Origin of the sequence: Corallococcus aberystwythensis, from assembly GCF_003612165.1 — a bacterium.
In the GTDB taxonomy this organism is placed as follows: domain Bacteria; phylum Myxococcota; class Myxococcia; order Myxococcales; family Myxococcaceae; genus Corallococcus; species Corallococcus aberystwythensis.
In genome coordinates, this window is sequence record NZ_RAWK01000007.1 from 34760 (window position 1) to 59344 (window position 24585).

At 70.6% G+C, this 24585-nt stretch carries 18 protein-coding genes; 10 read left to right on the forward strand and 8 right to left on the reverse strand.

From position 1 onward, the window contains the following. Positions 1–18: 18 nt before the first annotated feature. Positions 19–2433 (reverse strand): helicase-related protein, encoded by a 2415-nt coding sequence (locus D7W81_RS01935; RefSeq protein ID WP_120553588.1) that lies wholly within the window; start codon positions 2431–2433, stop codon positions 19–21. Positions 2434–2685: 252 nt separating this feature from the next. Here D7W81_RS01935 and D7W81_RS01940 point away from each other — a divergent pair, with 252 nt between their 5' ends. Continuing rightward, the gene (locus D7W81_RS01940) at positions 2686–3165 is read left to right on the forward strand and encodes a ferritin-like domain-containing protein (RefSeq protein ID WP_120553610.1); all 480 of its coding nucleotides are present in this window, start codon (positions 2686–2688) and stop codon (positions 3163–3165) included. Between the two features lie 60 nt (positions 3166–3225). On the opposite strand, the gene D7W81_RS01945 is transcribed toward D7W81_RS01940, so the two are convergent. After that, a complete protein-coding gene (locus tag D7W81_RS01945) occupies positions 3226–4233 on the reverse strand; it encodes a fatty acid desaturase family protein (protein WP_120553589.1) in 1008 nt (335 codons plus the stop codon). 152 nt (positions 4234–4385) lie between these two features. Beyond that, on the reverse strand, positions 4386–5213 hold the full coding sequence (locus D7W81_RS01950) for a PPK2 family polyphosphate kinase (protein ID WP_120553590.1): 828 nt from the start codon (positions 5211–5213) through the stop codon (positions 4386–4388). Between the two features lie 307 nt (positions 5214–5520). Between D7W81_RS01950 and D7W81_RS43995 the strand changes: the two genes are divergently transcribed. The 3 genes from D7W81_RS43995 (at position 5521) to D7W81_RS01965 (ending at position 9880) form a co-directional block, all read left to right on the forward strand. Continuing rightward, positions 5521–7095: an OmpA family protein gene (locus D7W81_RS43995; protein WP_120553591.1), complete on the forward strand. Its 1575-nt coding sequence runs from the start codon at positions 5521–5523 to the stop codon at positions 7093–7095. A gap of 65 nt (positions 7096–7160) precedes the next feature. Further along, a complete protein-coding gene (locus tag D7W81_RS01960) occupies positions 7161–8339 on the forward strand; it encodes an Ig-like domain-containing protein (protein ID WP_120553592.1) in 1179 nt (392 codons plus the stop codon). A gap of 104 nt (positions 8340–8443) precedes the next feature. After that, entirely contained in the window at positions 8444–9880 is a 1437-nt protein-coding gene (locus tag D7W81_RS01965; protein ID WP_120553593.1) for a cytochrome c peroxidase, read from the forward strand. 7 nt (positions 9881–9887) lie between these two features. Here D7W81_RS01965 and D7W81_RS01970 read toward each other — a convergent pair whose 3' ends face one another. Beyond that, positions 9888–10397 carry an SRPBCC family protein gene (locus D7W81_RS01970; RefSeq protein ID WP_158621399.1) on the reverse strand — a complete coding sequence of 170 codons (510 nt, stop codon included), beginning with the start codon at positions 10395–10397 and terminating at the stop codon, positions 9888–9890. A gap of 439 nt (positions 10398–10836) precedes the next feature. On the opposite strand from D7W81_RS01970, the gene D7W81_RS01975 reads away from it, so the two are divergent. From D7W81_RS01975 to D7W81_RS01990, 3 genes are all read left to right on the forward strand, one after another. Further along, entirely contained in the window at positions 10837–11457 is a 621-nt protein-coding gene (locus tag D7W81_RS01975) for an OsmC family protein (protein WP_120553595.1), read from the forward strand. A gap of 367 nt (positions 11458–11824) precedes the next feature. After that, the gene (locus D7W81_RS01985; protein WP_120553597.1) at positions 11825–13957 is read left to right on the forward strand and encodes a PAS domain-containing sensor histidine kinase; all 2133 of its coding nucleotides are present in this window, start codon (positions 11825–11827) and stop codon (positions 13955–13957) included. After that, a complete protein-coding gene (locus tag D7W81_RS01990) occupies positions 13954–15297 on the forward strand; it encodes a sigma-54-dependent transcriptional regulator (protein WP_120553598.1) in 1344 nt (447 codons plus the stop codon). The genes D7W81_RS01985 and D7W81_RS01990 overlap by 4 nt, the downstream gene beginning before the upstream one ends. A 121-nt stretch (positions 15298–15418) precedes the next feature. Here D7W81_RS01990 and D7W81_RS01995 read toward each other — a convergent pair whose 3' ends face one another. Together D7W81_RS01995 and D7W81_RS02000 are read right to left on the reverse strand one after the other, a co-directional pair. Then, complete coding sequence (locus D7W81_RS01995; protein WP_120553599.1) at positions 15419–16528, reverse strand: serine hydrolase domain-containing protein; 1110 nt, start codon at positions 16526–16528, stop codon at positions 15419–15421. An 82-nt stretch (positions 16529–16610) separates the two neighbouring features. After that, positions 16611–17903: an OprO/OprP family phosphate-selective porin gene (locus D7W81_RS02000; protein ID WP_120553600.1), complete on the reverse strand. Its 1293-nt coding sequence runs from the start codon at positions 17901–17903 to the stop codon at positions 16611–16613. Positions 17904–18050: 147 nt separating this feature from the next. On the opposite strand from D7W81_RS02000, the gene D7W81_RS02005 reads away from it, so the two are divergent. Both D7W81_RS02005 and D7W81_RS02010 read left to right on the forward strand, forming a co-directional pair. Then, positions 18051–18962 (forward strand): DUF6310 domain-containing protein, encoded by a 912-nt coding sequence (locus D7W81_RS02005; RefSeq protein ID WP_120553601.1) that lies wholly within the window; start codon positions 18051–18053, stop codon positions 18960–18962. After that, on the forward strand, positions 18959–19714 hold the full coding sequence (locus tag D7W81_RS02010) for a DUF5953 family protein (protein ID WP_120553602.1): 756 nt from the start codon (positions 18959–18961) through the stop codon (positions 19712–19714). Before D7W81_RS02005 ends, D7W81_RS02010 begins: the two co-directional genes overlap by 4 nt. Position 19715: 1 nt before the next feature. Here D7W81_RS02010 and D7W81_RS02015 read toward each other — a convergent pair whose 3' ends face one another. Continuing rightward, a complete protein-coding gene (locus tag D7W81_RS02015) occupies positions 19716–21161 on the reverse strand; it encodes a sigma-54-dependent transcriptional regulator (protein ID WP_120553603.1) in 1446 nt (481 codons plus the stop codon). Continuing rightward, complete coding sequence (locus D7W81_RS02020) at positions 21151–22647, reverse strand: HAMP domain-containing sensor histidine kinase (RefSeq protein WP_147445319.1); 1497 nt, start codon at positions 22645–22647, stop codon at positions 21151–21153. Before D7W81_RS02020 ends, D7W81_RS02015 begins: the two co-directional genes overlap by 11 nt. Positions 22648–22898: 251 nt before the next feature. Between D7W81_RS02020 and D7W81_RS02025 the strand changes: the two genes are divergently transcribed. After that, positions 22899–24578 (forward strand): SulP family inorganic anion transporter, encoded by a 1680-nt coding sequence (locus tag D7W81_RS02025; protein ID WP_279637796.1) that lies wholly within the window; start codon positions 22899–22901, stop codon positions 24576–24578. Positions 24579–24585: the final 7 nt, after the last annotated feature.

A 24585-nucleotide genomic window follows, 5' to 3' on the forward strand; every position in this document is an offset into this window, starting at 1 on the left:
CGAAAATGAGGAATCGTTTCATGGGCGGTCGTTGAACCGACTCGAGCTTGCCGGCTCACGCCCGCGAACGCCACTCGCGTCTGGCGCCGTCGCCGACGGTTTCCGTCCCCGCCTGCGCCGCCGCCGCTTCGACGTGGCCCCCGGAGGCTGTCCTCCCAACGCCCGCAGCACCTGTGCGCGCACACTGCCTTCCAATCGCAGTTGCTGCATGAGCGCTTGCGCCTGCCGGGCGCTCTGGGGATTGCGCAACCCCTCCCCCAGGCGCTCCACGATGTCGATGCGCAGCGCCACCGGCCCGATGACCTCGTAGCCGAAGGCCCGCGCGTTGCGGCCCGCCAGCACCGCGACGTTCAGCGCCGGCTCCTGGGGGATGCCCTGCGGGCACGGGGCGTTCTGGAACAGCGCCGTCAGCATGGCCCGCCGCTCCAGGGCCTGGGGCGACAGGGCTCCGGTGACGTAGAGGAAGCGCTGGCCCTCGTGGACACCCTGCGCCTTCAGCCGCTCCCGTGACTCCTCGTCCAACAGCCGCCACTGCTCGTGCGCCTCGCCCTGGGAGATGATCCCCAGTCCTTCCGCCAGCCGGTAGGACACGCCTCGCATCGCCGGTGCGCGGCTCTCGCCCGTGAAGGACTCCGCGGGAAAGCCTCCCATGGCCTCCGTGACCAGGTCCCTGGCCAGCGCCACCAGCCGCCGCTCCAGCCGCTGCCGCGCGCCGCCCGTCCACACCTCCGGCTCCGCCAACGCCAGCTGCGGGGAGCGCCGGTCGCGTCCCCGCACCAGCCGGCCCAGCGGCTGCGACTCGAAGGAGATGCGCCCCAGGGGGTCCACCTCGAAGGCGTCATGCGTCGCGTCCACCACGCGCTGGACGAACTGCTCCTCCGTCATCAGCGCGCCTTCGCCGCCCGGCACCTCCGTCAGCAATTGGCCCAGCTTCGCGAACGGGCTGTCCGAACTGGCCTGCGACTGCGCGCTGGCCCTCACGAAGCGGCGCGCGCTCCTCCTCGCGGCCCGCTGCACGAAGCGCTCCACCAGCCGCTCATGCAGAGCGTCCCCCAGCGCGTCCTCGATGCGGCGCGTGCGCTCCTGCCAGTCCTCCGCGTCATTCAGCCAGCCCGGACGGTGGCTGATGTACGTCCAGATGCGGATGGCCGCGAGCCGGTCCATCAACGTGTGGATGTCCCCGGACGCGTCGTCCAATGGCGACACCTGCCGGCCCAGCCAGGTGGGATCCAGCTTTCCATCCCCTGCCGTCAGCTGGAGGAACGTCTCACGCAGCAAGGCGACGTGCTGACCGAAGAGTCCCTTGCGGAAGTCCGGCACCTGGCAGACCTGCCACAGCAGCTCCACGGAGGCCTTGTCGGTGGTGAGCTCGCGGATGGCGGGCACGGCCGACAGTCCCTTGAGCGCGTCGAAGTCGTCCGCGCGCTCCACCCGGACGAAGGCGTTGTCGCGCGGCGCTCGCGACAGGGAATCCAGCAGCGCCTCCGGGCTGGTGAAGTCCAGCGAGGAGTTGCGCCAGATGAGGCTGCGCACCGCCGGGAAGCGGTGGGTTTCGATGGCGGAGACGATGCGCGGCGGAAGCTCCGGCAGCGTGTTCAGCGCGCCGAAGCTCCCGTCGTTGAGGTGCCGCCCCGCGCGGCCGGCGATCTGCGCCAGTTCGTCCGGATACAGGTCGCGCTGCTCCGCGCCGTCGTACTTGCTGAGCGTCGCGAAGGCCACGTGGTTGAGGTCCAGGTTCAACCCCATGCCAATGGCATCCGTGGCCACGAGGTACTGGACCTCGCCGGATTGATACATCGCCACCTGCGCGTTGCGCGTCCGGGGCGACAGCGCGCCCAGCACCACCGCCACCCCGCCCCTCAGGCGGCGCAGGGACTCGGCCAGCTCGTACACGCGGTCCGCGGAGAACGCGACCACCGCCGAGCGCGGCGGCAGGCTCTTCAGCGAGCGTCGGCCGGAATAGCGCAGCTGCGACAGGCGCGTGGCGCGCTTCAGGGACGCATGCGGGATGAGCGCCTGCACCATGGGCCGCATCGTTTCCGCGCCCAGGAACCAGGTCTCCTTCCGGCCACGCGCGTGGAGCAGCCGGTCCGTGAAGACGTGCCCGCGCTCCCGGTGCGCGGCGAGCTGGATTTCATCCACCGCGAGGAAGTCCACGGGCCGGTCCGTCGGCATCGCCTCCACGGTGCAGATCCAGTAGTCGGGCCGGGGCGGGATGCGCTTCTCCTCCCCCGTCATCAGCGCGACCCGGCCCTCGCCCACCTTCGCGGTCACCCGGTCGTAGACCTCCCGGGCAAGCAGGCGAAGCGGCAGGCCGATGATGCCTGAGTCGTGCTCGAGCATCCGTTCGATGGCGCGGTAGGTCTTCCCGGTGTTCGTGGGCCCCAGCTCCGCCACGACGACGGACGGCCGGCTGGATGGGCTCGAGCTCATTGGCGAAGACTAACCCTGAACCCCCTGCTCCGCCCCGGAGGCCGCAAGGGATGTTCGCGAGCAACGTCCCTGCCCGCGCCCAGCGTGGAAGCAGGCGTCGGCGGAAGCGCCGCGAGCCCCTGTTCACGGAGGGCTCGCGCCCCGGGGCGGGACGGACAGGCGCGGCGCTTCCGGCACGCGGGGGCAGGAGGGATGGACGGCCATGCCAGGGCCGCCCAGCTTCCCGACACGCAGCCGTCCGGAGGCAATGCCATGGCCGACCCGCATCCACAGCCGCTTGGTGACGACACCGGGGATGACCTGGCGGTCCGCCTCACGCTGCTCAACGCCGCGCTCGCGACCAAGGTCGTCTGCGTGCGGCGATACACGCGTCACGCCCTCCGCGCGAATGGCCCTCATCACCAGGCGGTGAAGGCCGCGTTCGGCCAGCACGCGCGCGAGGAGCAGGACCACGCGCTGAGGCTCGCCGAGCGCATCCAGCAGCTGGGCGGCCGGCCGGACTTCAACCTTGGAGGACTCATGCCCCGCGGTGACACCCATGACGACGAGGGACGCACGCTGGTGGAGCTGCTCCGCGAGAACCTGGAGGCGGAGCGCCTCGCCATCGCGACGTACCGCGACCTCATCCCCTACTTCGCGGAGCACGACCCCACCACGCAGCGGCTGCTGGAGGAGCTCCTCACCGAGGAGGAGGCGCACGCCAGCGCCCTGCACGCGCTCCTGGAGCCTTGAGACCCCGGCCCGGTGGATCCCTCGGGCGGGTCCTGAACGGATCCGCCGGGCCGTGGTTCCTCAGGTGCTCGGGGTGAGCCGCGCGTCGCGGTAGCGCACCATCCGCTTCAGCGACGGGTCCCACAGGTTCAGCCGCAGGCAGCCCACGATGTCCTTGAGCGTGAGCGCGGTGACGTGTGGCCCCTGCAGCTCCGGGATGGCCGCCATCGCCTCCGGCAGCCGGTAGAACGGGATGCGTGGATTGAGGTGGTGCACGTGGTGGTAGCCGATGTTGCCCGTGAACCACGCCATCACCGGCCCGAAGCGCATGTAGCTGCTGGCCTCCAGCGCCGCGTCCGCGTGGTTCCACGCGGCTTCCGGCAGGATGGCCACGTCGTCGAAGTTGTGCTGCGCGTAGAACAGGTACGTGCCCAGCGCGTACGCGGCGATCAGCGGCCCCACGAAGGCGCACAGGTAGACGCCCAGGCCGAAGAAGTGCCAGACGGCCGCGGACAGCGCCACGTGCACACCCAGCGCGAGCCCGGACGTCCAGTAGCGCTTCGGGTTCTTCACGAACGGCTGGAGGCACAGGCTGTAGAGGAACGCGGTGAAGTAGCCCAGCATCAGCGTCACCGGGTGGCGCTCCACCACGTAGCCCAGGCGCTCGGCCCCCGTGGCCTTCCGCCACTGCTCCGTGGTCCAGGTGACGAAGGTGCCCGCGGAGTCCGCCGCGATGCGCGCGGTGTTGGCGTGGTGATGGTTGTGCGTGTCATTCCAGATGCGCGCGGGCGTGAGCGTGAGCAGGCCCTGCACCTGGAAGAGCGCCTTCGCCCACCGGGACTTCGGCAGGAGCGCCCCGTGCATCGCGTCGTGGAAGAGGATGAAGCAGCGGATGAGCACCAGCGCTTCAATGAGGCCGCCCAGGATGCGCAGCGGCCACCAGGGCGCCGCGGCCGCCAGCGCCACCGCGCCCGCGAGCGCGGCGTAGGTGGAGACGAGCGCCCCGATGGAGCGCCCGGTGTCCTGGGCCGCGAAGGGACGCGTGCGGGCGATGAGGTCCTTGTTCGACGGCGACGCGGTTCGTTCCATGTCGACAGGGCTCCGGCGGTGACCGCCCGGCGACACACCGGGACGGGCTGACCGTCAGCGTTGTCCCATCCGCATGTCACGGCCGGGTCAGCGCTTCCCACGTCGTGCGACATGGGCCCCACGCGTCATGGATGACGCGAGAAGCCGTGCGCTCAGCGCTTCTTGCGCCAGGCGCGCAGCTCCGCCTTCTTCTCCTTGCCGACCGCGTCCAAGCGCTCCTGCCATTGCTCACGGTAGGGACGCAGGGCCTCCGCCACCGCGCGGGCCACCACGAGGTTGCGGTACCACTTGGCGTCCGAGGGCACCAGGTGCCAGGGCGCCTGCTCGGTGGACGTCTGCGCGAAGACGTCCTCGTAGGCGCGCGTGTAGTCCGCCCAGTGTTTGCGGTCCTCCCAGTCCCCGGCGGAAATCTTCCACGCCTTGCGCGGCTCCTGCTCACGCGCCAGCAGCCGCTGCTCCTGCTCCTCCTGGCTGATGTGGAGGAAGAACTTGAGGATGACGGTGCCGTGCTCGGTGAGCAGCGTCTCGAAGTCGCGGATGTGATGGTAGCGCGATTTCCAGAGCGGCTTGGGGACCAGGTTGTTCACCCGCGCCACGAGCACGTCCTCGTAGTGCGAGCGATTGAAGATGGCGAACTCGCCCTGGCGCGGGGCCGCGCGGTGCACGCGCCAGAGGAAGTCGTGCTCCCGCTCCTCCGTGCTGGGCACGCCAAAGGACGTCACGACCACGCCGCGCGGGTTGAGGCTGCCCACCACGTGCTTGATGGTGCCGTCCTTGCCGGCGGTGTCGCGCCCCTGCAGGACGATGAGGACGGAGTTCATCTTCGCGCCCCACAGCAGGTCCTGGAGGTCGAACAATTCCTCGCCCAGGGCCTCGAACTCCACCTTCGCCTCCTCCCGGTCCGCCTTCTTTGGCGGCGACGTGGGGATGCGCTCCAGCTTCACCTTCGCGCCCTGCTTGTCATTGCGGATGATGTCCATGGTCCCCTTCGCTCCTGATGCCGGCGGCAGCGTGCCCGGAGCGAGGGCGGATTCATACCGTCCCGGGCCAGGGCGGCGGCAAAACGTCCGAGTCGAACCTTTCCTGGGAACTACATCCCTCCTGAATCACGGAACCTCCGCCTCCAGCGTCCTACGACAAGAAGTGCGAACGCCTATCGGGCTCTTCAATCCAGACAAGAGCCTCCCGGATTCAATCCCTCTCGCAATTCCAGCCTTCCCCCCATCTCCCCTGCTCCTTCGCCTTCACGACCCGCCACGTCGCGAAGGCCTTCAGTCCTGGCCCCTCATGATCCTGCGGCCCCCCCTGCGACTGTTGTCCACCCTGGCGCTGCTGCCCACGCTGGCCAGCGCCGCCTCCACCCCCGCCCCCGCGTTCGACCTGGAGCGGCTGAGCCTCAATCCGACGTCGCGCGCCGCGCTCGGCACATCGGCCGGGGGTTTGCGCGAGCCGGGTGAGTTGCGGCTGTCCCTGGCGGCGCACCACGAGCGCTCGCCGCTCACGCTCTACCGGGATGGCGAGCGGAGGGAGTCGCTCATCGGGTCGCGCACGCAGGTGCAGCTGGCGGGCACCTATACGGTGAGCAAACGGGTGGAGGTGGGCGCCATCCTCCCCCTGATGGCCCACCAGGGAACGAGCGGTTTCTCCAATGTGGGCATGACGTCGCCGGAGTCGTGGGGCCTGGGGACGCCGGTGCTACAGGGCCGGCTGGGGCTGCTGGACGAGGCGTCCGCGCCGGTGTCCCTTGCGGCGGAGCTGGCGGTGGGGCTGCCCGTGGGCAACAAGGACGCGCTCCAGGGCAGCGGCGGCTGGGACGTCACGCCGCGCGTGGCCGCGGGCCGCACGGTGGGGCCGGTGGTGTTGGGGCTGGAGGCGGGCGTCCGGCTGCGCAACCGCACGGCGGTGGGGTCGCGTGAGGTCGGCTCGGAGCTGCCCTGGGCGGCCACGGTGGCCACCACGGGCCACAAGCTGCGCGGGGAGCTGGGCCTGCGCTCCGCGGTGCCGCTGACGGACAGCCCGGTGCCTCTGGAACTGCTGGCGGGCGGCCGCTACGCGCTGGGGTCCCGGATGGAGGTCTTCGCGCTGGGCGGTCCCGGCCTGGGCACCGCGCCGGGCACGCCCGCCTTCCGCGTGATGGCCGGCCTGTCGGTGGCCGCGCTCCAGGTGGACCGGCCGGTGATGCGCCCCCGCGTCGCGGAGGCCCCCGCGCCGGAGCCGGAGCCGGTCGCGCCCCCGGTGGCGGTGGTGGACGTGTGCGCTCCGAATCAGAGCCACTCGCTGGAGCAGTGTCCGAACCTGGATGACGACAGCGACGGCGTCGCCAATGCGAAGGACCACTGCCCGGTGGACCCCGAGGACCGCGACGGCTTCCTGGACGAGGACGGCTGCCCGGAGGTGGACAACGACGGCGACGCGGTGGCGGACGTGGTGGACAACTGCCCGCTGGAGTCCGGTCCCGCGTCGAACCAGGGTTGCCCGGCGAAGCAGAAGCAGCTGGTGGTCATCACCCAGGACCGGTTGGAGATCCGCGAGAAGGTCTACTTCGCCTCCGGCAAGGCGCAGGTGCTGCCGCGTTCGTTCCCGCTGCTGGAGCAGGTGGCGAAGGTCCTCGAAAACCACCCGGAGCTGACGGCCATCCTGGTGGAGGGCCACACCGATTCGCGCGGCCGTCCGGAGACCAACCGGACGCTGTCGCAGCAGCGCGCCGCCGCGGTCATCCAGAAGCTGGAGTCGCTCGGCGTCGCGACGGCCCGGCTGATGGCCGCCGGCCGTGGCCCTGATGCGCCCGTCGCCTCCAACACCACCGCGTCCGGCCGTGAGCTCAACCGGCGCGTGGAGTTCCACATCGTCCCGCACGACTGAGCCGCTGTCCGTCCCCTTCTCCCTCCTTCATCCGCAGCACCCACCTCACTCATTCGGAGCCCCTCATGACGACCTCTTCCTACCGCCTCCTCGTGGGGGCCTTGGCCGCGCTTTGCCTGAATGCCCGTGCGACCGCCGAGGCCTCGCCTGTTTCCCCCGCCGTGTCCCCGCATCCACTGGCCGCGGCGCTCCCCGACACGCCCCCCGCGGCGCCTGTCATCCTGACCCCCACGCTGGGCCTGCTGCTGTCCACCGCGCTGCCGTTCTACAGCGGCACCGCGGAGGTGGGCGCGAAGGTGACGCTCAGCCTGGACGGCAAGGTCATCGCGACGGTGACGGCGGACGTGAACGGCCACTGGAGCTACGCGCCGTCGCTGCTGGAGCTCCTGTCCGACGGCGTGCACACGCTGGTGGCGGTGAGCACCAACGTCGCGGGCCAGACGGGCCCCGCCGCGAGCGTGCAGTTCAGCATCCTGGCACTGGGGCCGGAGACGGTCATCGTCAGCGGTCCGGCGGCCTACAGCGCGCAGCAGAAGGCGCGCTTCGTGTTCGCGTCGTCCGCGCTGCTGGTGTCGTACCAGTGCGCGCTGGACAGCAACACGTTCGCGGCGTGTGACAACCCGCGAGACTTCACGGGCCTGGCCGAGGGCCCGCACCAGCTCCAGGTGCGCTCCAGGGACCTGTTCGGGCTCCTGACGGACCCCACGCCGGCCACGTATTCGTGGACGGTGGACACGGTGGCGCCGGTGGTGACGCTGGTGACGTATCCGCCGCCGGTGCTCACTGGGACGGTGGCGCCGTTCGGCTTCTCCGCGAACGAGACGCCGGCCACGTTCCAGTGCAGCGTGGACGGGCTGGCATTCCAGGTCTGCCTGGCGAACATCACGCTGGAGAACCTGCTGCCCGGGACGCACACGCTCCAGGTCCGCGCGGTGGACGCGGCGGGCAACATCGGCATCGCGGTGCGCCACAGCTGGGACATGATCCCGGCGGCCGGCGGTGGCACGGGCTCGGATGGTGGCACCGGCACGGGTGTCGATGGCGGCACGGGAGGCACCACGGATCCGGGCCCGGGCACCGGCGGTGGCCAGACGCCGGACGACTCCGGCGTGATTGGCCAGACGCCCGACGACGAGATGCTCGGCGGCGGCCTGGGCTGCGGCGCCGCGACGCCTGCTCCGGCCATGTGGGCCGGCGCGCTGCTCGCGGGCCTGGTGGCGCGCGCCCGCCGCCGGAAGTCCTGAGCCTCACCGCTTCGCGAGCCGCAACAACTCCCCTCTTCCTCGCGGTGACACGAGAAAGGGCGCGCGGTGTTCCCCTTCCATCGCGGCAACCGGGAGGGGAACACATGGCAGGGCATCGATTCATCGCGCGCACCGTTGGGGCCTTGGCGCTCGCCGGGCTCGTGGGCTGCACCGACAACGCATCACCCGTGGAAGCCACCGCCACACTGGCGACGTCCCAGGCGGAGCTGGCCTCCGTGGCCCAGGCGGCCGCCGGCAGGAAGCACTTCCAGGAGGCCCTGCCCGGCACCAACGGCCGTTCCTGCGCCACGTGCCACGTGTTCGCGGACGACACCGCGCTCACGCCCGCGCACGTGGAGGCGCTCTGGGCGCGCAACCCCGCGGATCCGCTGTTCAACCGCATCGACGCGGATGACCCCACCGCCCCCGTGCCCACCTACGAGCACCTGAAGAAGGGGCTGGTGCGCGTGGTGCTCCCCCTGCCCGCGAACATGGACGTCATCGACGTGCACGGGAATGTCATCACCGCGCCGGACCGGAAGGTCTCCGTCTGGCGCGGCGTGCCGAGCATCGCCGACACCGGCTTCTCCGGCCCCTTCCAGTTCGACGGCCGCGAGACCGACCTCGTCACCCAGGCCCAGAGCGCCGTCACCAACCACAGCGAGGGCGGGACCGTGGCGCCGCACGTGCTCCAGCGCATCGCCGCGTTCGAGCGCAGCGTGTTCAGCTCCCCCCGTGCCCGCTTCGTGTCGGAGCTGCTGGAGCGCGGCTGGCCCCTGAGCGCCATCCCGGATCCGGACGCCCTGATGCTGCTCAACGCCTCCGAGCGGCGCGGACGCGACGTCTACAACCTGGCCTGCGAGGCCTGCCACGGCGACCGCACGCGCAACCGCATCGTGAACCGCGCCACGCATGACGCGCTCTTCTATGCCCTCAAGCCGGACGGCAACGTCCAGTACACCGCCGCGCCCGGGGCACCGCCCAGGCCCGTCAATGTGCCCCGGCCTCACAGCGAGTTCATCAACGCCGGCTATGCGCTCATGACCTACCTGGGACAGCGCGGCGTCGTGCCCCTCTACAACATGTCCGTCGACTTGCCCCAGTACCGCTTCCGCTTCTACACGGACGGCACGCGCCAGCACCCCGTCACCGACCTGCCTCCCATCCCCGTCACCGCGAGCGGCCACCCGGATGACATCAACCCCGCCCTGGATGAGAACGGCGCGCCCATCGTGGGCCCCGCGCTGTTCCCCCAGTGGTACTCCACCGACCCGGGCCGCGCGCTGATCAGCGGCGACCCCGCGGAGTTCGAGGCCTTCGACGTGCCGTCCTTGCGCGGCATCGCCCGCACCGCGCCGTACTTCCACGACAACAGCCACGAGACGCTCGCGGAGACGGTGGACACCTACAGCCGCTTCATCCTCCCGGGCGTTCCCACCGTGGGCCTGCCGCTGCACCCGCCCGAGTTCCCGGGCGGGCCGCCGGAGTCCCTCACCCCGGCGCAGAAGCAGGACCTGGTGCGCTTCCTCCAGCGGCTGTGAGGCCCCTTCAGCGCCGCCACTCCAGCTCCGGCGCCGACACCCGGGGCGGAGGCGGCAGGAAGGTGTGCGCCAATCCCCGCAGGCCCCGCGCGAAGAGCTCCTCGCGGATCCACTGGCACAGCGCCGCCGCCTCGCCCTCGTGCCCGGGCGACAGGCCGAAGGTCGCGTGCCACTCCACGAAGGTCTGCCCGGTCGCCGTCACCGGCGTCACCCGCAGCTTCGCCACGAAGTCGCGCACCGGCAGCGGGCCTTCCAGCATCTCGTAGGCATAGCTGCGCGCATGCGGGTCGTACGCCAGCCGGGCCTCCAGGTACACCTCGCCGTCGCGCGTGGTGAGCCGGCGCAGGGGGCCGGTCCCCGGCCCGGGATGCGTCACCCGCTCGCTGGAGACGATGCCGGGGTGCCAGCGCGGAAGGCTGTCAAAGCCTCCCACGCGGTCCCAGACCACGTCGGCGGGTGCCTGGATGAGCTGACTCGCATACGCCTCGGCCATCGGTGCCTCACGTCTTTCGTGCATGGACATGTTCAAGAAGGGGTTCCCCGTTGAGGGTGACCATGCGTCTGGAGGGTGCCCAACCGTCCACGGGCGGGCCTCCGGGCGCAGGGCGTGCCCCTCGCGCGGGGTGCGCTCCCATCAGGCCGTGCGGCCCTGGAAGCCCTCGCAAAGCCATACAGCCAACGGACACCGCTCCCCACCGCGTCGCAACGAACCCATGCCGCCCCCCCATGTCAGGCATTGAGGCGCGTGATGTGGAGCAAGAACGGCGGGGGCGAAATCGTCCAAAAGGGCTGTTCGTGGAGGTCCGCATCCCCGGCCAGTGCGCGTGTGGCCCCGCGATCATCGGCATGGCTGGGGAGACTCGTCCTCCAGGGCATGGGCCTTCGGGATGTGAAGCATTGTCCCGGCATGCGTGTTGAAGGCGCATGGCGCATGCCCCTTGCCGAGGAGATGCCCGATGACCTCCGCTTCCATCACCGAGTACGAAACGCGCCTTTACTGGCAAGGAGAACGGGGCGCGGTGCTGACGAGCGACCGTGCGCCCCCCGTGCCGATTGGCCGTCCCCTGGGCGACCAGGAGGCCCCCTCCGGGGACGGGCGGTGGGACCCCGAGGCGCTGCTGGTGGGCGCGGTGGAGGGGCGCACGCTGCACGCGTTCCTGGACGGGGCCCGGGAGGCGGGCGTGGGGGTGCTCTTCTACCAGAGCTCCGCCACGGCCCGGTTGGTGCGCGGTAGCCCCGAGCAGGCGGCCCAGTTCACCGACCTCATCGTCCGGCCGCACGTCGCCGTGGCCAGCGCGCGGGAGGCGGAGGACGTACGCCAGCTGTTCGCCCGGCTGCCGGCGCGCTGCTTCCCCAGCTCCATGCTCCAGCTCACCCCGCGCATCGAGCCGGTGGTGGAGGTCTGGGCCCAGCCCCGTGGGACACCTGTCAAAAACCACGCACCCCGCGCGGGTGAGGTGGGTGCGGCGGTTCCCTGGGAGAGCGGCGTGCGCAGTGTGGAAGGACATGCCGACGAATCCACAGACGAACCCGCCCACGAAGCCGGTGAAGGAGCCGGATCCGAAGCCCACGCCTGAAATCGAGCCGCCCCGGCCGTCCACCCCGGAGAAGGATCCACCGCCGGGCGAACCCCGGCGCCAGGAACCGCCGCCGCCCCTTCAGGACCCCGAGGTGAAGCCGGGCATCCAGGAGCCACCCGCGCATGATCCCAACCATCCGGGACCGCCGGCGATCATCGCGGGTCCCGCTGTCTGAGATTGCAGGCGTCCGCGCGGGTGGTGGGTTCCCACGACCCTGACACACCGGATGTTCAACCCCATTCACCAGGAGAGAACGACTCCCTGTCTCTCCTGGACCTTCGTCCAGTGCCGGCGTTGGATGTTTCCGTGCGGCGATGCAAGGAGCTGCGAGGAACCGTAGAGTGAGGTGCGTTCGTCGCGCGCCATGCCCACGACCTCCTCGATGTCCACGCTGCTCCGCCTCGCCGCCGTCGCCGCGGCCTGCGCGGTGATCATGGCCCTGGTGGGAGCCGGGACCGCGGACCTGGCGACAGGGCCTCGCTGCGCGGTGCTGGCGGTGAGCGCCTTCGTGCTGGCGGCGGTGGGCGCGCTGTCCGCCCTGCGCGCGCTGGCCCGGAGCGAGCGCGAGTGCGCCCGGCTGCGCGAACAGGCGGACGACGCCCGGGCGCTGCGCGACGCGGTGATGGACATCACCCCGGTGGGCTTCGCGTTCTACGACCGCGACCTGAAGTACGTGCACGTCAACGCCGCGCTCGCCGCGATGAACGGCCTGCCCGCGAAGGCACACCTGGGCCGCCATGTCTCGGAGGTTCTGCCCGCGCTGGGCACGTCGCTCGCGCCCCGGCTGGCCCGCGCGCTGGAGTCGGACGCGCCTCTTCAGGACCTGAGCCTCCAGGTGGAGACGCCCGCGGCGCCCGGCGAGACGCGCTTCTGGTTCGGGAGCTATTCGCGCGTGCGTGGCGCTGGTGGCGCGGTGCTGGGCGTCATCGCGTCCCTGTCGGAGGTCACCGAGCGGATGCGCGCGGAGGCGTCCCTCCAGGACCATGAGGGGCGCCTGGACGTGCTCACCCGGTCGCTGCCGGACTACCTGTGGGGCGGGAAGCTGCGGGACGGCGTGTTGCGTGACTTCTATTGCACGCCCGTCATCGAGCGCACCACCGGCTACCCGGCCAGCGCCTTCACCGGCACCGGCCCGGAGGGTACGCCCGCGCCGCTGTGGGCGGAGATGATCCACCCGGAGGACCGGACGCGCTATCGCGAGTGCATCGAGTCGCTGGCCCTGGCCCCCAGCACCGAGGTGGAGATTGAACACCGCATCATCTGCGCGGACGGGCGCGTGCGCTGGGTGCGCAGCCGCGCCGCGGCCTCCGGCCTGGACGACCGGGGCGGCGTGCACCTGGGCTGCGTCGTCACCGACATCACCGACCGGCGCCTGGCCGAGGACCTGCGCCAGCGGCTGAACGACAGCTTCCGTCGCTCCGCGGCGGAGTGGCGCCGCACCTTCGACGCGGTGTCGTCGCCGCTGCTGGTGCTGAGCGCGGACGGCATCATCCACCGGCTCAACGACGCGGCCCGCGTGCTCTTCCGGGAGGCGGACCCCGCGGGCCAGCCGCTCGCCGCCGCCGCCGGGGCCCCGCCCTGGTCCAGCGCGGGGCCGCTGGTGGAGGAGCTGCGCGCGACGCATGCCAGCGCCAGCCGCCAAGTGCACGACGCGGAGTCCGGACGCACCTGGGAGCTGTCGGCCGCCTGGGTGGATGAGAAGGCCAGCGAGGACCCTCGCATCATCCTGGTGGCCACGGAGGTCACGCGGCTGCTGGAGTTGCAGGCCCACGTGCGGCGCGGTGAAACCATGGCCGCCATGGGCGCCATCGTCGCGGGCGTGGCCCATGAAGTGCGCAACCCCCTGTTCTCCATCTCCGCCGTCGTGGACGCGGTGGAGGCCACCTACGGCGCCCAGCCGGAGTTGAAGCCGTACCTGGACGTGCTGCGCGGCGAGGTGCGCCGCCTCACCCACCTCACCCAGGAGCTGTTCGAATACGGCCGTCCCACCCGGGGCGAGTGGACGGACGGAGCCGTGGGCGCGGTGGTCGCCGAAGCCCTGTCCGCCTGCGCGCTCACGGGCGACAAGGCCTCCGTGAAGCTCGCGCGCGAGCTGTCGGACGCGCTGCCCCCCGTGCGCATGGACGCGCGCCGCCTGTTCCACGTCTTCCGCAACGTGGTGGAGAACGCCGTGCAGCACTCACCCCAGGGCGCTACCGTCCACGTGACGGCGGAGGCCGTGGAGGAGGCAGGGCGCCCGTGGGTGCGCTGCACCGTCCACGACGGAGGGCCCGGCTTCAAGAGCGAGGACCTGCCCCACGTCTTCGAGCCCTTCTTCAGCAAGCGCCGGGGAGGCACCGGCCTGGGGCTGTCCATCGTCCAGCGCATCCTGGAGGAGCACCAGGGGCGCATCCGTCTGTCCAACCATCCCCAGGGAGGCGCCGAGGTGACCATCCTGCTGCCGGCCCTTCCCCCGGCTGTGATCGCCGGGCCCCTTCCGAAGTCACAGGTATCATGACGCGCACCCGCATCCTGCTCGTGGACGACGAGCCCGGCGTCCGGCTGGGCATGAAGGGCTACCTCACGCAGCACGGCTTCGACGTGGACGAAGCCACCAGCGTGGCGGAGGCCCAGGAGGGCTTCCGCACGCACCGGCCCGACGTGGCCGTCATCGACTACCGGCTGCCGGACGGCACGGCGCTGGAGCTGCTGCCCCGGCTCAAGGAGCTGGACGCGGCGGTGCCCCTGGTGGTGCTGACCGGGCACGGCTCCATCGAGCTGGCGGTGCAGGCCGTGAAGGAAGGCGCCGAGCAGTTCCTCACCAAGCCGCTGGAGCTGGCGGTGCTCAAGGTGGTGCTGGAGCGGCTCGTGGCCCAGCGCCGGGAGCGGCAGCGCCTGCTGGCGGACCGCTCGCGCACGGCGCGCACGCAGGTGGATCCGTTCCTGGGCAACAGCCCCGCCATCCGCGCGCTGCGCGACGAGGCGGAGCGCGTGCGCGACAGCGACAGCCCGGTGCTCGTCACCGGTGAGACGGGCAGCGGCAAGAGCGTGCTCGCGCGCTGGCTGCACGAAGGCGGACCGCGCAAGGAGGCCCCCTTCGTGGATTTGAATTGCGCCGCGCTGTCCAAGGACCTGCTGGACTCGGAGCTGTTCGGCCATGAGAAGGGAGCCTTCACCAGCGCGGTGGCCGCGAAGCAGGGGCTGCTGGAGGTGGCGGACCGGGGCACCCTGTTCCTGGATGAGATTGGCGACATGGACGTGGCCGTCCAGCCCAAGCTGCTCAAGGTGCTGGAGGAGAAGCGCTTCCGGCGCCTGGGCGACGTGAAGGACCGGCGCGTGGATGTGAGGCTCGTGGCCGCCACGCACCAGGACCTGCAGGTGGCCGCGAGGGAGAAGCGCTTCCGCAACGACCTGTACTTCCGCATCAGCACGCTCATCCTGCACGTGCCGGCCCTGCGCGAGCGCGCGGAGGACGTGCCGGTGCTCGCGCGCCACTTCCTGGCGGAGATGGGCGCGCAGCGGGGGCGCGGTCAGGTGGAGCTGGAGCCCGACGCCGAGCGCGCCCTCATGACCTACAGCTGGCCGGGCAACATCCGCGAGCTGCGCAACGTGCTGGAGCGCGCGGTGCTCCTGTCCGGCAGCCCCCGCCTGTCGCGCAGCGCCCTGCGCTTCGAGTCCCTGCTGCCCGCGGAGGAGCCGCTGGGCGAGGACCTCACGCTGGAGGAGCTGGAGCACCGCCACATCGATCGCGTGCTGGCGCGCGAGGGCGGCCACGTGGAGCGCGCGGCGGCGAAGCTGGGCATCTCCCGCAGCTCGCTCTACGCGAAGCTCAAGGGCTGGCAGCACAAGGGGGGATGACGGCGGAGCGCAGTCGGAATGCCCGGGACGGGCTTGCGTGAGTCCCGGGCGCTCCGGCCCCGGACTACATCGGGGTCACGCATCCCGGCTGGGCAATGGCGCACCACGCTGCCTCCACACCTCACTCCGTGGCGAGCACCTCCAGCAACTTCTGGGTGACACCCGACACGGCGGCCCTCTCGCGGTTGGTCAGCACCGCGAGTGAGGCCTTGCGCTCGGGCAGGTAGAAGGCCAGGGCGGAGAACCCGGGAATTTCGCCGTCATGGCCATGGCCAGGGCCCACGGGGGTGACGGCCCGCACCAGGCCCAGGCCATACCCGGGCATGTCTGGGATGGGCGTCGCCACCCAGTCGGTCATCTCCGCAAGCTGCACCGGGGCGAGCAGCGAGCGCTCGAACAGGGCCTGGTAGAAGGCGCTGAGGTCGTCGGCGCTGGAGACAAGGGCGCCAGCCGCGCCGGCTGCGGACGGATGGATGAAGTCGGTGAAGTCCATCCACGAGCCATCGCGCGGATCCCGCGAATAGCCCCGCACGGCGAGGGGCGGCAGCGGCTCGGCGCCGTCCAGCCCCGTGCTGCCCAGCTCCAGCGGCTCGAGGATGCGCGTGCGAATCTGCTGCGCCAGCGGCGTCCCCGTCACCGACTCAAGGATGTGGCCGAGGAGGATGTAGTTGGTATTGGAGTAATCCCAGCGCGTCCCTGGCTCGAAGGCGGGGGACTTCGCGGCACCCAGCGCGATGAGTTCCTCGGCGGTCCACGTCTTCCCGGGGTTCGCCTCGGCCTGGGCAAGGAAGTCCTGGCTCTGCGTGTAGTTGAACGCGCCGCTCGTGTGATTGAGGAGCTGGCGCACGGTGATGCGGTCCGCGCGGGGAAAGTCCGGCGCCCAGGTGGCCAGCGGCGCGTCCAGGGACAGCTTTCCCTCGGCCTGGAGCTGCAGGACGACCACGGAGGTGAAGGTCTTGGTGATGCTGCCCACGCGCAGCCGGTCCTCGGCCTTCAGTCCGGTGGAGGGCTCCATCCTGGAAACGCCCGCCGCGCCCCGCCACGTACAGTCCTGGAGACGCAGCGAGGCCGTGACCCCTGGGAGATCCCCGGCCGAGGCGGCCTCCTCGAGCGCGTGCTGCAGCCGGGGCGCGAGCCGGTCACAGACAGGGCCATCATCCTTCTCGCAACCCGAGACCCACAGCAACAGCGTTACGCCAAGTACGCATCGACCCGACCGATGGGTGAGCATCCGAAGTCCTCCAGGTGAATTCGCGGTGTGCGAACCAAACACCGGAGGCCCGTGCAATTGCTACCCACCCGGTGCCCGTGTCTCAGAACGCGACCTGGAACCGGGACATCACGACGTTCTCCGCTTCCCTGTCCCCTTCTGGAGCCCCGCCCACGTAGTTCGTGCGGTGGTAGTTCAACGCGACGCGCACGCGCCGGTTGAGGGCGAAGAGGGTGGCGACACCGAAGCCCCGGGCCTGGCTCACGGAGCGGGTGGGGTCCGCGAAGACGGGGAACGCATCGTCGTCCATGTCCAAACCCTGGTAGCGCACGGAGAGCTCCAGCGCCCCGCCCTTCCCTGTCTTGGGGTCGAAGGGGCGGTGGGGCTTGGGGCCCGTGAAGGACGCGTCCCCGCCCAGCACATACGACGCATACGCCTGCCACGCGTGGTGCCGCAGGCGCGCACGCTGATCCCCGATGCTCACCTCTTGTGACGACAGGACGTACTCCGCGAGGAGCCCCACCGGCCCCCAGTAGAAGTGGCCCTGGGGCGAGAGGCGCACGTGCTCTCCGTCCGCGATGGCGGTCGGTCCGGTGGTCCCGTTGTTCAGGAAGCTGAAGATGATCTCCTGGCCGGTGCTGCGCTGGGGCACCAGGCCGGTCGCGGACGCGGTGCTGGAGGGCGTGCCGAACTGGAGGCCCCGGGAGACGGCGACGCCCAGGCCCAGGCCCTGGAGCGCGGAGTCCGTATCGCCCTTGAAGGGCTGGGCGAAGACGCGGGCCACCAGGTCGAAGCTGTCGTCGGTGTTGACGTCGATGCTGGCACCGTCAGGAGTGCCGTTGATCACCGCGAACGCATAGTGGAGGCGCCCCCCGGCGATGTCGCCGTGCAGTTGCAGGCCCTCGTCGCGGACGGGGACCAGGTCGAAGGTGAGCGAGCGCTCGATGAAGGGGACGTCCGTGTTGGCCTGGAGCAGCTCCAGCCCGAAGGGCGCCTTGAAGCGGCCAGCGCGCAGGCGAAGCCACTCGACGGGGCGCAGGTCGACATACGCGTCCTGGATGAGCGGCTGATTGACGCCGAAGTCCGGCATGAGCCGGAAGTCCACGAAGCCGAACAGCGTCCCGTCCAGGAAGGGGCGCAGGCGCCGGATGAGGAACGTGTTGGTGCCGCTTCGGTCCGAGTCCGCCACGTAGAAGCGGCCGTCCCCCTGGAGCTGTCCACGGACCTTGAGCACGAAGGCCTTGTCGGCGGTGGAGAAGGTGTAGCCCTCCTCGGAGAGCTGGACGCTGGGGGGCTCCGGGGGCTTTTCGGGCTCGGTCGCCTGGGCGCGGGCCGGGGACGCGGCGAGCAGCAGCGACCCCAGGGTGACGAGGTGGGCGGCGGAGAAGGCGGACACGCGGGACCTTTCACATGAGGGGCGCGCACGTTCCCCACGTGAAGGGATGCTGTCAAGGATCGCGGGGCGTCGGGCGCAAGGGCCCACCCTCGGGTGTTCCCTTGAAGTCAGCAGCGGGAGGACCTCTCTTGCTGCGAGGATATCGCCATGCGTTTCCGCGCTTGCATCGCACTCCTGCTTCTCCTTTCGGCGTGCGCTACGCCGGCTCGCGGCACACGCGAAACGCGGAGTCAGGGACTCACCAACCTTGAGCGGGCGGCGAGGCTGCCCTGGGCTGACAATGGGCGGTGCGTGGTCCGCGAAGCGTCCCAGCCTTGGCCTGTCCTGGTGGAGCGGTGCTATCAGGCCCTCGACCATGACCGGCTCGAGTTTCACGACACCACGGGAAGATGCGCGGTCGCCTCCGCTGGCGCCGCTGCCGTGGGCGTCGGGTTCTGCGTGCTGGCGGCTCCTGAGATCGCGGTAGGAGCCGTGATCGTGCTTGGCGTGGTGGTGGTCGCCGTCGCCATCAAAGAAGCGCTGGATGCATATGAACTCCGCCACGCCTACCCCGAGGAAGCAGGGACCTCACGAGGAACGAAGGTGGCATCCCGGGACGCTGAAGCGCAACGCAAGCCCAAGCTGAAGCCCGAGCCAGCGGGACAGGACTGGCAGCCCCCAGTGCCGCCTGTGCCCGTGGACCGGACGGGCCGCGCCAGTTGTGAGCCTGTTCCGGTAAAGCACCGGGGAGGAGACGACATGCACAATCAGTGCGCCGATAGGGTTCCTCCCAACCGTTATCCTGGAATGGACGTGCTTGTTGGCGGTGTTCGCTTCGATGCGCTGCAAGTCGGCGTGCGAGTGCTGTGGGAGATCAAGACCCACCAGTTTGATACATACAACGAATTCATCCGGGATCAGGAGATCGAGAAGGAGATTGAGCAATTGCGCAATGAGCGCCAGGTGGCACAAGCCTGTGGCTACGACTTCGTTGTCGGTGTGAGCACCCAAGCACACAAAGATGCGCTGTTTGCTCTCGACTCCTCCCTCAAAATCGTCGTCACGGGATGCAAACGATGACCACAAAAAAGCGCCTCGTTCTGGCCGTCTACGCCTCGTCACTCGTGCGAAATGATGACCGCACGCTCGCAGTAGTCCATGGCATGGAAAGAGCTTTGCCCGGCTTGCGCCTGGAGTGGGAAGTTACCGAGAAGCGACAGCTTGCCATGTTGCCACAGCGAGACGAATGGCTCATTGAGGCTGCGGCAGGAGGAAAGTTCCCTTTCGTATGCAATGGCGATGAGCGTTTCCCCGTGAAGATCAGCGGGTTGACAACACCTGCAAGCCTGGCTCCGGGCGGGCAGTCATTGCTTGATGTCCATGCAAAGCTGCCGCTAGACGCTGCCGTTATCGCGGCAGGGGCGGAGGTGCTGGAGCGCGTTGCGGAGGGCGCGCGCGCGTACTGGGGGCATGCGACGCCAGACGACGCTGCGCTGGACATCGCGTACCAGACAGCACCCACGCTGCAAGGGCCGCCGTCCCCACGCCGAGGGTTGCCCGCCCTGAAGCGCCTCGAGCACATCCGCGCGCCCCAGATTCCCTATTACCTCGGGTGGCTGAACTACTGGTCGGCCGCTGCCGCGGAGGCCATCGGGTTCCCGGACCCGGCCCGCGACGCCGAGCTGCTTTCACGAGCCCGGCGCACGGTATCGGGAGGCTGGATCGTTCAGCTCACCGACGTGCCGCTTGACCTGGACGACCCCGCCCACCTGGACACGCTCAAGCAGACCTACGAGCGCTTTCCGGAGATTGGCGGGCGCGCGGCGCCTTGACTCAATCAGGGGGCTCGGAACGGACTGTTCCCTTGAAGTCAGCGGCGGACAGTCCGTGCCGCTTGAGCAGGTCGTAGAAGTCACTCCGGTTGCGCCCGGCCATTCGAGCCGCGGCACTGACACTGCCGCTGCTGCGGCGCATGGCCTCCGCGAGGTAGGCACGCTCGAAGGCATCGCGTGCTTCGCGCAGCGAGGGCAATGCCTCGGTCCCTCCTGGAACCCCTGGCAGCTGCGCGCTCTCCGCTGGGGGCCGCTCCAGCGCCTGACCGAGGCGGGACAGATGCCGCGGTTGGAGCTCGTCCGCGCCGGCCAGGAGCACCACGGCCTCCATCTCATGGATGAGCTCCCGGACGTTGCCAGGCCAGACATAGCGCTGCAGCAGTTCCACCGTCGCGGGCGCGAGGCGCGGCGGACGCAGGCCGTAGCGGTTCGCCGTGCGCTCCAGGAAGAGCTGCGCGAGCAGGGGGATGTCCTCGAGCCGCTCACGCAAGGGTGGCAGCTCGATGGGCACCACGTGCAGCCGGAAGTAGAGGTCCTGACGAAAGCGCTTCGCGGCCACCTCTTCCGCAAGGTCCCGGTTGGTGGCGGCGACCACCCGCACGTCCACGGACTCCTCCTCGTCCGCGCCCACGCGCGTGAGCCGCTGCTCCTGCAGCACGCGCAGGAGCTTCACCTGCACGGACGGAGACGCCTCGCCAATCTCATCCAGGAACAGCGTGCCGCCGTTGGCCGCGCCAAACAGGCCTTCGCGCTCGCGCACGGCCCCGGAGAACGCGCCCTTCACGTGTCCAAACAGCTCGCTCTCCAGCAGCTCTGGCGGAAGGGCGCCGCAGTTGACGGCGACGAAGCGCTCCGTCTTGCGTCGCGAGAGCACGTGGAGCATCCGCGCCGCCAGCTCCTTGCCGGTGCCACTCTCGCCAGTGAGCAGGACGGTGGCGTCGGTGGGGGCAATGCGGGCAATCACCTCGCGCACGCGCGAAATGGCCTCGCTGACGCCCAGGAGCAGGGGCTCGCCCTCCTCCCCCATGCGCCGCCGCAGCTCGGCCACCTCCCCGCGCAGACGCGAGCGCTCGAGCGCGTGCGTGAGCTTCTGCATGAGCTCGTGGTCGTGAAACGGCTTGGTGAGAAAGCCGTAGGCCCCCTCCTGCATGGCCTGCACCGCGGTTTCGATGGAGCCGTGCGCGGTGAGCATGATGACGGACAGCTCGGGAGCACGCTGTCGCGCGGCCCGGAGCACGTCCATGCCATCCATGTCCTCCAGGCGCAGGTCGAGCACCATGGCGTCCACGCGCTCCTGCGCGAGCCTGCGCAGGGCACCCTTGCCCTCGCTCTCCACGGTCACGTGGTAGCCGCGGGACGTCATGCGCATGGACATGAGCTCCGCGAGCTGAAGGTCATCGTCCACCAGGAGCACGCGGGGCTGCTGGATGGGGGGCTCAGGCGTCAAGGCGGGCTCCAGGGGACGCGGGGTCCTCAAGGGGAATCCAGAAGATGAAGGTGGCTCCGGGCGCGGGCGTGTCCGCGAGCGACAGCTCCCCACCGTGCGCGGTGATCATCTCGCGCGCGATGGCCAAGCCCAGCCCCGTGCTGCGGCGCCCGCCCACCTCCAGGCTCGCGAAGGGCCGGAAGATCCACTCGCGCGCGTGCGCGGGCACGCCGGGACCCTGGTCCGCGATGGACAGCTGGACCGCGGGCACGGGGCTGGCGGCGCCAGGGCGCTTGCGGCTCACCAGCTCACACGTGATGCGCACCGTCTGGCCTGCCCTGGAGACAGCGATGGCATTGCTCACCAGGTTGGACAGGGCGCGCTCGACGAGAGCGTCATCCATGGGCGCGCGCACGGGCTTCGCGGCTGCGTCGAACACCAGCTGGACCTTGCGCTCATCCGCTTCGAAGGCGAGGTCCTGAAGGACGTTCTGGACAATCTGCTCCACCGAGGCCCCGGCATTGCGCTGCAGCGGCTGGCCGGACTGCACGCGTGACAAATCCAACACGGAGGTCACCATGCGAATCTCACGCTCGCACGCTGCCTGTGCGAGCTTCACCACGCGGGCCTGCTGCGTCGTCAGGGGGCCCGTGCTGCCATCGCCCAGGAGCGAGAGGGCCTCGCGCACCCGGGCCAGCGGCGTGCGCAGGTCGTGGGACACCGAGGCCACGAACGCGCTCTTGAGCTGGTCCAGCTCCGCCAGGCGCCCCCGCATGCGGTCCAGATCCAGCGAGAGCGCGCGCAGCTCCTCGGGCCCGCGCAATGGGGGCAAGGGGCTGAAGTCACCCTGGCCGATGCGGCGCGCATGCGTGGAGAGCAGCGCCACCGAGTTCGACACCGCGCGCGCCTGCGCGAAGGCGAGCACTCCCGCGGCGAGGATGCCCAGGAGGCCGAAGAGTCCGCCGGAGCGCAGCGCCGCCGAGCCAAGCGCCCGCGCCTGGTCTTCCTTCGCCTGGATGGCCAGGCGCATGTCCCGCGTGCGCTCGGACCACACCGTGGTGAGGGCCTCATCCAGTTGCAGCCGCCGCTCACGCAGGGGAAACGACAGCATCGAATCACAGGTGCCGGCCTGCTCCAGTTGCAGGGCGTACTGCACATAGTCCTGGGCGCTCGCGCGGATGCCCGCATCGAGCTGCACCGTGCCGGCGCCGAGCGCGGTCTGGAGCTCCTGGCGTGCGCTGGCGACAGCGCTGTGCACAGAGAGCGCGCTGCTGTCGTGCTGCTCGCAGGCCACCACTCCGCGCCGCACCGCCAGTTCAAGCGCCCAGGCCGCGACGTACACACGCTGCTCCCGCTCGAAGGCCGCGAGCTCCTCCTGGCCCACGCTCGCCACCAGCTCGTGGGTGCGCATGAGGCCCACCGCCATCTGGGAGAACGCCGCCACCAGCAGCGCGGTGACCACCGCGTAGGACAACAGGAGCCGGGCGCGCAGTCGAAGCACCAACATGGCGCGCAATCTAACCCGCGTCCGTGCGCGCGGCCCGTCACTTCTCACGGCCGTCTGCGGGCCCCGACAGTGTCGGCCTGAGCCGACAGGGGCTGTGGGGGGATGAACCGACAGCGGGGCGCGCCTCCCTCGGACACAGCCTCTGGCACGACACCTGAAAGACGCCGTCGTCCATGCGTTCGACAACCGCTCTCTCCAAGCGATCTTTCTCGACCCGGCGTGCGGGCGAGCTCCTCCACAGCTGGCGCGAGATGGTGCACCCAAGCAGCCTGCCAGCCGATGCGGCCGCCGGCTTGAGCGTGGCGTGCGTGGCACTGCCTCTCAATGTCGCGCTCGCGACCGCGGCGGGACTGCCCGCGAGCGTCGGGCTCATCTCCGGCGTGGTGGCTGGCGTCGTGGGCGGGCTGCTCAGTGGCAGCCGCTTCCAGGTCACCGGGCCCGAGGCGGCGCTGCTGCCCCTGGCCGCGGCCATCGTGGCGGCGCACGGGGCCGCGGGCCTCGCCATCGCCACGGTGCTCGCGGGCGCCATGCAGGTGGCGTTGGGGCTGGTGCGCGCCGGGCGGTTCGCGCGGCTCATCCCCCGGCCGGTGGTGATGGGCTTCACGGTGGGCATTGGCCTCCTGCTGCTCAACACGCAGCTGCCGCGGCTGTTCGCGGTGGAGGACACGCACGCGAACGCCGTGGCGCTCGTGATGCAGCGCACCTGGGGCGGGCACGTGGGCTGGCTCGGGGTCGCCGCCGGAGCCCTCACGGCGCTGGCCATGGTGACCCTGCCCCGGCTGCACAAGCGCATCCCCGCGGTGCTCGTGGGGCTGACGATCGGCACCGTACTCATGGTCTGGCTCGGGACGGGCTACGACGCGGTGGGCGCCCTGCCGCGCTCGCTGCCCACGCCGACGCTGCCCTCCTTCGAGGACGTGCACCTCGCGAGCCTCCTGCCGGCGGCCCTGGGGCTTGCGCTGCTTGCGTCGCTCGGCTCGCTGCTCGCGACGAGCTCACTCGATGCGCTCACGGGGGCGCGCACCCACAGTGACCTGGACCAGGACCTGATGGGTCAAGGACTGGCCAACATCGCGGCCGGACTGTTCGGCGGCTTCCCGGTGATGGGCGCCATCGTGCGCGCCAGCGCGTCCATTCAAGCGGGTGCGCGCACCCGCGCCGCTTCCGTCATGCATGCACTGTGGCTCTTCGTGGCCATGGCGCTGCTCGCGCCGCTGGTGGCGCGCATCCCCATTGCCGCACTCACCGCGATCCTCCTGGTCGTGGGGGTGCGCCTGCTCAACCTGGAGGGTCTTGTTGCCATGTGGAATCAGTCCAAGTCGACGTTGAGCGTGGTGGTCGTCACCGCGCTGGGCATTGCGGTGTTCAACGTGTTCGCCGGCATCGGGGCCGGACTCGCGCTGGCGAGCCTCCTCTACGTGCGGCGCCATGGCGCCCTGCGGCTGGAGGTGCAGCGGGTGACGGATGCGTCGCAGCTGCAGCGCGGCCTGCACGTGCAAGCCCCGGAAGCGCCCAACGCCCCCGAGGCGCTGGACCTCCTGGTTGCGCGCGTGGACGGGCCCATCCTCTTCATCAACCACCTCAAGCTCTACGACCTCGTGGACGGTCCCCCCTGGGCGAAGCTCGTGGTCATCGACCTGTCGCGCGTGTCGCTCGTGGACGCCGCGGGTGTGGCGACGCTCCAGTACCTGGCGGAGTTCCTCGCCGTGCGCAATGCGCACCTGGCCCTGGTGAAGGTGCCGCCCCAGTTGGAGGCCGCGCTCGAGCCGATTGCGCAACACCTGCTCGAAGCGCGGATGCACGGCTCGCTCGAGGGTGCGCTCCTGGGGGCGGGCCTCTTGCCCCCCGCGCCCCTGGAGGAGCCTGTCGTCCACCCCGCGCAGATCGCCGCGAACTCCGCGCAGATCGCCGCGAACTCCGCGCACCCGTAGAGTGCCA